Origin of the sequence: Salinibacter sp. 10B (assembly GCF_002954405.1) — a bacterium.
GTDB lineage: Bacteria > Bacteroidota > Rhodothermia > Rhodothermales > Salinibacteraceae > Salinibacter.
The window spans coordinates 3,172,099-3,183,407 of sequence record NZ_MQWC01000004.1 but is presented as its reverse complement, the minus strand read 5'-3'; the positions used below and the strand labels follow the sequence as shown (position 1 = coordinate 3,183,407).

10 protein-coding genes are annotated in these 11,309 nt (G+C 60.8%); 2 read left to right on the top strand and 8 right to left on the bottom strand.

What is annotated here, in order from left to right:
• Window positions 1-127 precede the first annotated feature (127 nt).
• A complete protein-coding gene (locus BSZ35_RS12960; RefSeq protein WP_105012841.1) occupies window positions 128-565 on the bottom strand; it encodes a DUF4783 domain-containing protein in 438 nt (145 codons plus the stop codon).
• A gap of 336 nt (window positions 566-901) precedes the next feature.
• Window positions 902-1,867 carry a D-glycerate dehydrogenase gene (locus tag BSZ35_RS12955; protein ID WP_105012840.1) on the bottom strand — a complete coding sequence of 322 codons (966 nt, stop codon included), beginning with the start codon at window positions 1,865-1,867 and terminating at the stop codon, window positions 902-904.
• 387 nt (window positions 1,868-2,254) lie between these two features.
• Between BSZ35_RS12955 and BSZ35_RS12950 the strand changes: the two genes are divergently transcribed.
• Window positions 2,255-3,331 carry a hypothetical protein gene (locus tag BSZ35_RS12950; protein ID WP_105012839.1) on the top strand — a complete coding sequence of 359 codons (1,077 nt, stop codon included), beginning with the start codon at window positions 2,255-2,257 and terminating at the stop codon, window positions 3,329-3,331.
• A 61-nt stretch (window positions 3,332-3,392) separates the two neighbouring features.
• On the opposite strand, the gene BSZ35_RS12945 is transcribed toward BSZ35_RS12950, so the two are convergent.
• Together BSZ35_RS12945 and BSZ35_RS12940 are read right to left on the bottom strand one after the other, a co-directional pair.
• Window positions 3,393-4,166 carry an SDR family oxidoreductase gene (locus BSZ35_RS12945; protein ID WP_105012838.1) on the bottom strand — a complete coding sequence of 258 codons (774 nt, stop codon included), beginning with the start codon at window positions 4,164-4,166 and terminating at the stop codon, window positions 3,393-3,395.
• Between the two features lie 171 nt (window positions 4,167-4,337).
• Window positions 4,338-4,877: a hypothetical protein gene (locus BSZ35_RS12940; RefSeq protein ID WP_146110090.1), complete on the bottom strand. Its 540-nt coding sequence runs from the start codon at window positions 4,875-4,877 to the stop codon at window positions 4,338-4,340.
• A gap of 384 nt (window positions 4,878-5,261) precedes the next feature.
• On the opposite strand from BSZ35_RS12940, the gene BSZ35_RS12935 reads away from it, so the two are divergent.
• Window positions 5,262-5,480 (top strand): exodeoxyribonuclease VII small subunit, encoded by a 219-nt coding sequence (locus BSZ35_RS12935; protein ID WP_105012836.1) that lies wholly within the window; start codon window positions 5,262-5,264, stop codon window positions 5,478-5,480.
• A gap of 204 nt (window positions 5,481-5,684) precedes the next feature.
• Here the strand turns inward: BSZ35_RS12935 and BSZ35_RS12930 are convergent, their stop codons facing one another.
• The 4 genes from BSZ35_RS12930 to BSZ35_RS12915 all read right to left on the bottom strand — a co-directional run bounded on the left by BSZ35_RS12930 (window position 5,685) and on the right by BSZ35_RS12915 (window position 11,270).
• On the bottom strand, window positions 5,685-6,503 hold the full coding sequence (locus tag BSZ35_RS12930; RefSeq protein WP_105012835.1) for a hypothetical protein: 819 nt from the start codon (window positions 6,501-6,503) through the stop codon (window positions 5,685-5,687).
• Window positions 6,504-6,654: 151 nt separating this feature from the next.
• Entirely contained in the window at window positions 6,655-7,611 is a 957-nt protein-coding gene (locus BSZ35_RS12925) for a homoserine kinase (RefSeq protein ID WP_105012834.1), read from the bottom strand.
• 144 nt (window positions 7,612-7,755) lie between these two features.
• Entirely contained in the window at window positions 7,756-10,266 is a 2,511-nt protein-coding gene (gene thrA / locus BSZ35_RS12920; RefSeq protein WP_105012833.1) for a bifunctional aspartate kinase/homoserine dehydrogenase I, read from the bottom strand.
• A gap of 125 nt (window positions 10,267-10,391) precedes the next feature.
• Window positions 10,392-11,270, bottom strand: coding sequence for a purine-nucleoside phosphorylase (locus BSZ35_RS12915; protein ID WP_105012832.1), 879 nt, complete (start codon window positions 11,268-11,270; stop codon window positions 10,392-10,394).
• Window positions 11,271-11,309 lie beyond the last annotated feature (39 nt).

Below are 11,309 nucleotides of genomic sequence, written 5' to 3'. Positions count from 1 at the left end.
TCGTTGGTTCACTCGTTCAGCCCTGCCGTTTGCGTGTGCGGAACCGAGGCGTTGACGTCAGTCCTCATCCGACAGAGGAACCCCGAGCGGCCCAGTGCACCGACCGCCCGCATGGACTCCCTGATCGCTACTCGACGTCCGCGTCGATGCGCACCTCATGCAACTGCCACACGTCGCTGCGTTGCACGAGCCGAACGTATACCTGAAGGGTCCGTTCGCCGTGGGCATGGTCGAGCCGCCCTCGCACGAAACAGCTCCGGCCTGCTCCGGTGGCGTCGCTCAGCGCAAACGAGGAGGGGGTGTGCGTGTCAAAGAATTCTCTCAACACATAAAACGCCTGCGCACTACTGTAGAACGTGCGCGTCCCGAAGAGGCTGACCTCGACTCGGTCGGCCGCCGGCGACAGGAGAAGTTGAGCGTTGCCATCAATGAAGGCCGTGGTTACCCGTCGAAGTACCGTGTCCGGCACACTCTTCGGCCCGTCCGGAGACGACGTTTGTCCCGAGGCGGCAGTCGTCCCCAATCCAAACAGGAGCAGGGCGAAGGCCAATCGGACCGAAGCCATGGATACGAGAGATCAGTCGCCAGAAAGAGTAGAGAAACACAGGGTGCCTTTCAGACAACAAAAACCGGACCGCTCCGCAGAAGGACGCTTCCGGGTGTACTCCCCCCTTTCGGCTGTCCGAAATCGGAAACGGGACCGTCCATCCCGCCGGTCAGATGCAACACACGTGTGGTTTGGCTGCCGATTCTGCAGTGCCCCGTACGATTCTCAAGAACGATCACTGGCGCTTCCTGCACGCGAGAGTAGGAGCACGAGACTGCCTCCTGGTTTCGTTTGGACCACGCATCACAGATCCCCAAGCAGAATGGAGTTAGAAATGGGGATTGTGCGTGCCCCCTACACTGCCCGATGAGGAATCTCTTCTGCCCCACTCAGCCGAGCCCGGATCGATTCGACGCACATATGCACCATCTCCGTGCGGGTCTCTGTGGTAGCACTGCCCAAGTGGGGGGCCAATACGACCCGATCCTGCTCCATTAGCCCAGGATGGACGTCGGGTTCATCCTCGAAGACATCCAACGCCGCCCCCGCAATCGAGCCCGCCGACAGGGCCTCCACGAGCGCCGCCTCGTCCACGACAGCTCCCCGAGCGGTGTTCACGAGAATCGCCTCGTCCTTCATACGCCCGAGCGCCGCTGCATCGATGAGGTGCCGACTGTCCTCATTGAGGGGACAATGAAGCGACACCACGTCACTTGTGCTGAGTAGCTCCTCCAACTCGACATATTGCGCACTCGTTTGCCGCTCGACCGTTGGATTCGCACGGGTCCGGTTGTGGTACACGACGTTCATCCCGAAGCCGAGAGCCCGCCGGGCAACCGCTGCCCCAATACGCCCAAGCCCCACGATCCCCATCGTCTTGTCGGCCAACTCTGTGCCCAGCAATAGCGTCGTCTCCCAGCGTTCAAACTGTCCCTCCCGCACGTAGTCGTCGGCCGCCGGCACGCGCCGGGCCGCGGCCAACAACAGCGCCCACGCCATGTCGGCCGTCGCGTCCGTGAGCACGCCTGGCGTGTGCGTGACCACCACGTCGTGTGCCTGCGCGGCGTCCAGGTCGATGTTGTCAATCCCCACAGCGTATTGGGCGACCATTTTCAGATCCGGGCACGCCGCAAAGACGCGCTCCGTCACGGGGTCGGCCAGCACCGTAAGAAGGACGTCGGCCCCGTCCGCCAGCGCAATCAACTCCTCCTCCGAACGAGCGGCCCCTTCTGGCGGATCACAGACAGTGACGGTGTGGTCTTTTCGGAGTTCGGTAAGCCCCCCCTCCACGAGCGGGCGGGTAACGACGACGTGCGCCATGAATCGTTCGGTCAGTTGATGCAACGTGACGGGTGAAAGATAGGAACGAAATTACAAAGCGGACGGCCCCTCCTTCAAATGAGACGCGCAGGGCAATGGTAGTCGCCCCCTTCAGACCATCCTGCGAGGCCTCCAAAGTCTCCGTCAGATTGTTAAAACGGAGAAATTACATTCCATACTCGCGTTTTTGGTGCAGTTCATTCACTTTGGAAGGGCTTTCAAACTGGAACTGACCCATTCATCACCTGTACATCCGACGGATTTGCAATTTGGGTACGCAACGGGATTTCTTGTGTACCTTCTTCGGCGCTCTTTTTATTCCGCGTCGCCCCCTTGTCGGTCTGCTTTCGTGATTGGCCGACCTTCCGTCACAGTCGCCTTTTTCCCATGGCTTCGGATCCGAGCCAACTTACAATTCACTTCCAGCCCGAGCGTCGTCTCGATGTGATCGACGTGAACCAGCACGTGAAGGACGAAACGGAAGGGTTTCTGGAGGCCCACCGCAAAGCGTTGTATTGCTCCTACCACACGACGGCCGGGTACCTCGAAGAAACGATCTGCAAGCGGCTCGACCGTCACCCCGATCAAGTACAGGAGTTTATTGCCCCCTTTCGGGAGCTCTTTCCCTTCGGGGCTGATTACCAGCACGACCAGCTTCACCTTCGGAAAGAGCTAAGCCCGGAGCAGCGCCAGACCGAACCCCGTAATGCCGACTCACACCTCACCTTTATTGGCTCCGGACTCGAAAATTGCGTAACGTATCCCAGCGACCCGTCACGGCCGGTCTTCTTCGTTGACCTCGACGGCGTAAACAAAGACAACCAGAACCGGCGCGAGCGCCGCACCACTGTCATTGGATACGACGACGAGCGGACCGTTGAGGAGACGGAAATCACGGTCCCGGTGTCGAACCACCGCATTGATTCGGTGAGTTTGCGCGATCCTCGCCTTGGCATTTTCGACCAACTCCACGAGATGTTGGCCGAGCGCGGCATCAAAACGGGCCGAATCACAATCGACTTGCCGCCAGACGAAAAACACGCTGGCCTCACGGTGAACGAGTACGAAACCCTGCTCATGAAGCACGACTTGGTCGACGTGCTCCGCGACCCGCTGCGGTTTATGGCGCAAAAGGGGCGCAACATGCTCTCCAATCCCGGCGCCATTCCCAACAAGGCCAAAAACTACGCGAAGTACGACCTCGTACGTCTCGTGAACAAGGTCGTGGATACCCTGGGTTTGAGCGAGTCGCTCGTGGAGCGCGTGATCGACAAATGCTTGGCCGTGCCCGCCGAGCGGTTCCTTCGCATGAAGCGGTCGGTAAGCCTGCTGGTAACTGAAGACGAGTCGAACGGCGAGGGAACCATCGTGCAGGGCCGCTACCAGAGTCCCATCCTCGTGCAGTGGCGCAAGTCCGACCCGCAGACCCGCCGACTCCGGGTCCGGCTCACACGGTTTGAGTAAGGAAGGCCGAGAGGATCGAGACGCCACGAAGTGCTTCTCGTCCCCCCGCCCCTGCGTTCCCCTAGATCAGTGAGTGTGACTGGCCTCCGTCCACGTTGATGCAGGCCCCGGTGATCAAGCTCGCCCGTTCGGAGCAGAGGAACGTCACCGCATCGGCCACCTCCGTCGCCCGTCCGAAGCGCTCAATGGCGATGTTCTCCTGGACGAACTGCTCCATCTCGTCCGGATTCTCTTTCACCCGCCGATCCCAGCTGCCGCCCGGAAACCGAATCGAGCCCGGTGCCACACTGTTCACGCGGATCTCCGGCGCCAGCTCCTGGGCCATGACTTTGCTCACGCTGATGAGAGCGGACTTGGTCGTGTTGTAGAGCGAGAGGCCGGCGCCGCCCAGCTCGCGGCCAAAGATGGAGGAGATGTAGCAAATGGACGCGCCCTCCACCTCGCGCATGTGCGGAATGGACGCCCGGCTCACGCGAACGTGCGACATCAGATTGAGATTGATCAGATCCTCCCAGTCTTCGTCTGAGAGGTCCTCGAAGTCCCCGCGCCGGTTGCCGCCCACGTTGCCCACGTAGGTGTCGATGCGCCCAAACTTCTCAGCGGTCTCCTCCACCAGCCGCTCCGGCTCCCCGGCGTCGGTCACGTCCATCGGCAGGGCCAGCACCTCCGCGCCCTCGTCTTCGATGTCCTGCGCCGCGTCCGCCAAATCGGACTCGGTACGGGCACAGATGGCAATGTCGCAGCCCTCGCGGGCGAGCGCTTCAGCAATGTACTTGCCGATGCCTTGGCTGGCACCGGTGACAATAGCGACGCGATCCTGAAGTCCGAGGTCCATGGAGGAGAGAGAGTATGATGGTAGAGGGTGTATGACCGATATGCAGAATAGGAACCGGCCCTGACACCCTCCACCGTCACACTAGGTTCAGTCCGAAATTTAGACCATTTGGACAGGACGCCTGAACGAGGCTCTCTTGATCTCAAACGCTCGTGTCTTCTGCCCTCCCCGTCACTTCTCCGTGATCTTCCCACTCCCTTCAAAATCGTAGCGGGGCATGGGAGCCATAATGTGGACGTATGGCGTATTCCGCCACATCACCCATGGCCCCCCGTTCTTCGGGTTCGTCGGCAATCCCTCCAGCATGGACGCTTCCGGTGCCAGAATCATCAGGTGAGGGACGCCTGTGTCCATCCACTCGTTATCCGACGTTGGGCCTTCGGCGTACGGATCCGTGTTGCTCTCCGGAGTCCCCCCTTGGAGCATGTAGCCAAATCCCATCTTCGTAATTTGAGGCTCCGTCTTATTCATCCAAGCGTCGGCCCACGTCATCCAGGGAGCGTCGAGACACATAGGATCATTTCCCGGTGTATCCGGCATGTCCGGCAGACACGTCCAGTCCTCTGAGCCTTCGCGCAAGGTAACCATCTTTCCCCCGGGCTCCGACGGCCAGTCCTTTATCGTGGCCTTCTCGGCAATGGAGGGCACGGCCGCACTCATGGCACTCCGAATCTTTGCTTCCTCATCGGACGGGCTTTGAGCTTGAACCACTGTCCCTCCGGATAAAATCAAGACAACTGCGAGTATACATAAAACGATCTTCTTCATGGGAACGATGTCTCCTGCATCCCCGATTCGTCCCTCTCCGGAGCGTCACAGAACTGAAGCGGCGTCTCTGCAGAGGCCCTCAAGGAGCAAACCGACCATGCAGATCTGTTTTGAGGATACGGGTTTGCCGCACTCCTCAGTCTCCTGACGGGCACGGTCTCACCGGGTAAGTGTATCCCCTCACGAATTCATCTGACCAAGCACTTTGGAGAAGTCGTGAATACGCCAGCGGCGTGACGTTCATATGCCCACCTGCCTGCTCTTGACAATCCGCCCACGCTGTCCTACTTCGCATTGTCCCTTCATCCGAACCACCCGAACTGTCCAATGACTGAGACTGACTCCTCCTCTTCCCCCACCGATCGCTCCTTCGAGGAAACTCTCAATCGACTCGAGGACATCGTCGAGCAGCTCGAAGACGATCCCCCCTCCCTAGAAAAGGCCCTTGATACCTATGAAGAGGGCGTGGCCCTGGCCAACGATTGTCTCTCGCGGCTGGACAAAGCCGAGCAGCGGGTGAGTGAGTTGTCGATTGATGGAAAATGACGCCCGCCCCTCTTTCTGCTCCTTGCCCTGGGCTGGCTCCGTGTTTCGTCCTCCGTATTGCGCGAATTGTATTGCGTGAGATCCTACTGAGGCTGAGTACAACATCCTGTGTCCACGTTTCACGTACTCACGCGTCCCACTCTTACGCATTCACTATCTTCCAAAATGGAGACGAAGCTCTGAAGGGGACGCCCCTTCAACGACCTATTCTTCGTCGTCGGCGATCCCCGAACGCACACTATCCGCGCGCCAATTGACAATCCGTAGTCCCACGCCCTCCATGCCTTGAACGTGCTGGCGGACAACGGTGCGAAATCGGTCCTTTACGAGACTCCACGTCTCCGAATTCGGATACCGATAAAATCGAACGGGCGCGTTGTAGGGATGTCCCTCGACCCGACGCTGGTACGGCCAATGTCCCCTGTCCGGGATGTCGATAGAGGTTAACGGAAGGTCTTGAAGACGAGACCTGAATTGATCGCAAATCTCTTTCGTGTCGTCGGTCGTGCCACAGTAGTACCCGAACGAGCGTCGGGGATACCGCCAGAGCAACGTGTCGGAAGGTGCTCTCCATTCCCCCTCGCTGGGCTCAATTTCGACGCGGCGCTCCGTGACAGACACTTCGTACGTGTCTTGTACCGAGCCATTGACGAGAGTGAGCGTGTAGGTTCCAGGCTCAATCGACAACCGACGACGCGCCTTTGCGGGTCCAAGTGCCGTCAGGCATATCGAGATGGGAAGTTCGACGTCCAGCACGCGGACAACGAGCTGTGCCCCTCTTCGCTCAAAGGTGTGCTGAATGCGGAAGTTTATACACCGAAGGGTGTCCGCCGTCTCCATTTTGAGAAAGAGCGCAGGATCCACCGGCTTCCCGGAATTCTCCCAGTCCTCCACGACTTGAAAGCGAAGGTTGTGCTCAATGGACGCCCCCCCATCGCCGAACATGTCACACCCACTCCCACACGTCCCCAAGAAAAAGACAACTCCCCAAAACGGCACGGCCAGTCGGGCCGATCGAAGCATAGCGACCTCTCGTCTCTTCGAAACGCGAAAAACAGCGTACGCTTTTCTCTGGATACACCCGACGAGAGAGAAGTGACCACTGGAAGAGTCCGCGCCGATTCAGACAGGAGGCGAACAGCCGATACCCCGAGGAAATTCCGGCACTGACCGATCACATGGCTGCGTCGGTAGGGCTCGGCTCCACAGCCCGAGCGCCCGCGGTCGGAATAGTCGAAATCCACGCCTCCGTCGGCACGTCGTGGGCTGCAAAGGCCGTCGACATCGCCTCTTCGATCCGTTCAGCTTCCACCGGGCCGTCGCACCACGCAAAAACGGTGGGGCCGGCCCCCGAGAGGGAGCAACCAAGCGCTCCGTGCTCCATGGCGGCGGACTGCACGTCGGCAAAGCCGGGCACGAGGGAGGCCCGATGCGGCTCCACAATGAGGTCGCGCAGCGCCCGTCCAATGAGTTCTAAATCGTTCCGGTAGCAGCCAGCCACGAAGGCCCCGAGGTGTGCCGTTTGTTTGACCGAGTCTGTAAGCGGCAACGACTCCGGCAGACAGGCACGGGCATCCCGCGTCTCAATCATGCGATCAGGTCGGACGAGCACGCACCGAATGCGATCCGGCACTGGGATGGAAATCACGTCGGGCGGGTCGACCTCCCGCGTCAGCACGAGGCCGCCGTAAAGGCACGGCGCCACGTTGTCGGGGTGGATGGCCCCGCTCGCCACCGCCTCCCCGGCCAACGCGTGGGGCAAAAGCTCGTCGTTCGACAGCGACATGGGCAGCAACTCCGCAGCCGCAACCACGGCTCCGACGGCCGATGCGGCCGAGCCGCCCAACCCCGACCCCAGCGGAATTCCTTTTTCCAGAGACACCTCAAAGCCAAAGTCGAGGTCCCGCGTCTCCATCAGGTCGAGCAGGGCCACCGTCGCCGTGTTGTCGGCCGGCGTCGTCGGCAGGTCCGTCACGCACCCCGTGATGCCGCCCACCCGCACGACGGGCTCATCAAGCCGGCGTACCGTCACCCGGTCGCCGATGCAGTTCAGAGCACTGCCCAGCACGTCGTACCCCACGGCCACGTTGCCCATGGATGCCGGGGCAAATACGGTTACTTCTGTGTCCATGTCGTCTGGCTATTCGGTCAACCCATTTCCCATGAATTGCGTATTTCGCATTGCGTATCGTGCCTTCCCTTTCCGTCTTCACACAGTACGGAAGACGCAATTTCCAGTGCCCCTTCCGCCCACACGCGGTACCCCGAGTGCAGTCTACGTCATTAAGCGGAGCAGGTCGGCAAAAACCCCTGCCGCCGTCACCTCCGGTCCGGCCCCCGGCCCCTGCACGATGAGTGGGTTCTGCTGATACCGGTCCGTCTGAAAGCGCACAATGTTATCCGTATGACTGATGCGGGCGAAGGCATGATCTTCCGGATACCGCCGCAGCCGGACCGACGCCGTGCCATCCCGCTTCACGCTTCCCACGAATCGAAGCACCTTGCCTTCTGCCTGCGCCGTGCGCAGAATGTCCGTCATCGTTTCGTCGTGCTCCGGCAGCCGTTCCAAGAATTCCTCGACGCTCCCTTCTTTGAGAGCATCCGGCACGAGCCCCTCAACTGTCACATCGTCAAGCTCTAGTGAGAGTCCCATCTCACGGGCCAGGATGACGACTTTGCGCGCCACGTCCATACCGGAGAGATCATCACGCGGATCGGGCTCAGTGAAGCCCGCCGCCTTTGCCTGGGTTAGAATCTCAGAGAACGGCCGGTTGCCGTCAAAGGCGTTGAAGAGATACGAGAGCGTACCGGAAAGAATCCCCTCAATGTGGTGCACACGGTCTCCCGTCTCCGTAAGATTTTCGAGGGTTTGGATGATGGGCAGGCCTGCCCCCACTGTCGTTTCGTAGAGGTAGTGCGGGCGGGTGCCGCGGCTGGCCGCCTGAAGGGACTGATATGTCTCCCATGAGGCCGTATTGGCACGCTTATTCGGCGTCACCACGTGGATGCCCTGGCGCAACCATCGTTCGTAATGTTGAGCTACGTAATCGCTCGCCGTGCAGTCTACGAGAACGGTGTGGGGATGGTAATCGGTCTGCACGTGATCGACGAACGCCTCCAGATCCGCCTCTTCGCCTGCCGCCAACGCGTCGCGCCACGCATCGAGATCAACGCTCTGCTCTGCCCGAAGCATCGTGTCCGTCGTCGTCACGCCCCGCACCCGAAGGTCGATGTCCTGTTCCTCACGGAGCCGTTCGACCTGGTCGCCGATCTGGTCGAGCAGGGCTGCCCCCACGTTCCCCGCCCCAATGATTCCAATCGACAAGGTGCGCTTGGAGAGATAAAACCCCGCGTGGACGGCTCGGAGTGCCCGTTGGGCGTCGGCCCCATCCACGACTGCTGAAATATTTCGCTCCGACGAGCCTTGCGCAATGGCCCGTACGTTGACGCCCGCATCGCCCAGCGCGCCGAAAAACGTGGCGGCCACCCCCGGCGTGCCCGACATGCGATCCCCAATCACAGCCAGAATGCTACAGTTCGGGGTCACTTCCACCTGTTTAATCTCCCCTCGATCCATCTCGGCGTAGAAGGCCTGTTGGGTCGCCTCGCGCGCAGTCTCCACCTGCTCCTGCGGCACCGCAAAGCAGATGGAGTGCTCCGAGCTGCCCTGCGAAATGAGGATCACAGGCACATTTTCGTCTTCCAAGGCATCGAACAGCCGCCGCGCAATGCCGGGAACGCCAATCATGCCGGTGCCCTCCAAATTCAGCAGGGCTACGTCATCGATCGTAGAAAATCCCTTGACGACCGAATCGCCACTGCCCTCCAGATGGATTCGCGTGCCGGGCGTATCCGGCTCGAAGGTATTGCGGATGGTGATCGGGATCTCGTGCTCGATGGCGGGGGCCATGGTGCGAGGATGAATGACGCGGGCACCGAAGTAGGCCAGCTCCATGGCCTCTTCGTAGGTGAGGGTGTCGAGGGTCTGAGCATCGGGCACGTAGCGCGGATCGGCACTCATGACCCCATCCGTATCCGTCCAGATCGTGAGTGACTTCGCACCCAGGAGGGCAGCAAAGATGGCGGCCGAGTAGTCAGAACCGTTGCGTCCCAGTGTCGTGGGCACCCCCTCAGGCGTCGAGGCAATGAACCCGGTCAGGACAAGCACCTCCGCGTCCTGTTCTGCCTGCCAGTCGACAAAACGCTCGCGGGTCGTGTCCCAGTCGACCTCCGGTCCCAGCCGGCCGTGCTCTACGACGAGCACGTCGCGCGCATCGCACGAGACGGCCGATACGCCGTTGGCCTGTAGCACACCGGCCAGCACGCGAGCCGACCAGAGCTCGCCGTAGCCCGCCACCAGATCGCGCGCGGTGTCTGGCGCTGATCGCATGTGCCGGGTGGCCCGAAGTACATCGCTTATGTCGTCCACGTCCTCGTCGAGGGCAGCGAGAAGAGACGATGCCGCCTCACTTGGCAGGAGCTCGGTAATCACGTCCCGCTGCTCACTGCGGAGCGCCTGCAGCTGGTTGTGGAGCCGGTCGTCTCCCGCCGGCGCGGACTCCATCAGGTTGAGCAGTTGATCCGTCACGCCTCCCATTGCGGACACGACGACGGCCGTGGGGGGAGGCCCAACCGACGAGTTGGAACCAGCCGACGACTGCTGGACCGCTCGCTGTCCGTGCTCGGACAACAGAGACGCCACGTGCCGAATGCGATCGGGGGTGGCGAGACTCGTCCCTCCAAATTTGTGGACGCTCCAGGAAGCAGAAGAGGACTCGGTGTCCATACGCTCAGAAGTCAACGACAGATACTCAGGGATCACAGATTGCCCGCCGCTGCACGACCCGTCGGACGAGCGCAGTTAAAATGGTTGACGACGCGGAGAGGTGCAATACAACCGCGAGGGTTGCATCACGCCTTTGCGCCCGTTCCGTTCGTGCCTTCCTCGATGAGGGTCTGAAGAAGCACCTGGAGCCGCGGACGAATCGCCGATACTGAAACGTCCTTCGAGTCGGACGACGCCCCCTCCCCGACGAGACACTGCTCAGTCACCACCGACAGTGCCAGCACCTGAACCCCCATGTGTCGGGCCACAATGACCTCGGGCACCGTGCTCGTTCCCACAACGTTGGCTCCCAGGGACTGTATCATTCGGTATTCGGCCCGCGTTCCCGCATTTGGGCCCAGCATGGCAAAGTAGATGCCCTCGTGAAGCTGAAGGCCATGCCGCAATGCCGCCTCCTCGGCGGCGGCCCGCAGGGCAGGGTCGTATGGCGATGTCATGTCCGGGAACCGTGGTCCCCAATCGTCCACGTTCGGCCCTACGAGCGGATTCCCCCCTTGGAAGTTGATGTGGTCGGTCGCGAGAACCAAACTGCCCGTCTCAATGACTGGGTCTACACTCCCGGCGGTGTTCACAAACAGAATGGTCTCCACCCCTGCCTCGGCCAACACACGCACAGGAAAGGCCACCTCGTACGGCGTAAATCCTTCGTGCAGCGACAATGCCCCCTCCAGCGTGAAAAGAGGAGTTGACTCAAAGCTCCCCACCGAGAGAGTACGTTCAGGGCCCTCCGTGTCCGACGGCCCGTGCGGCAGGTCGCGCAGTTTCCACGTCCGTGCCTCGGCAAGGCCCTCATCGAGACGGCCAATCCCGGATTCCAGTACGAGGGCGATCGATGGAACGGTGGACAACTGCTCTCGAAGAGCAGTAGCCGTTTCTTCTACGTGGCGCCGGTACGTTCGAGTATCGTCGGCAGTACGCGCAGGGGATGCGTTCGATTCGGACATTGCCGGGAATGGGAAAAACGGAAGAGGGTAACACAATCG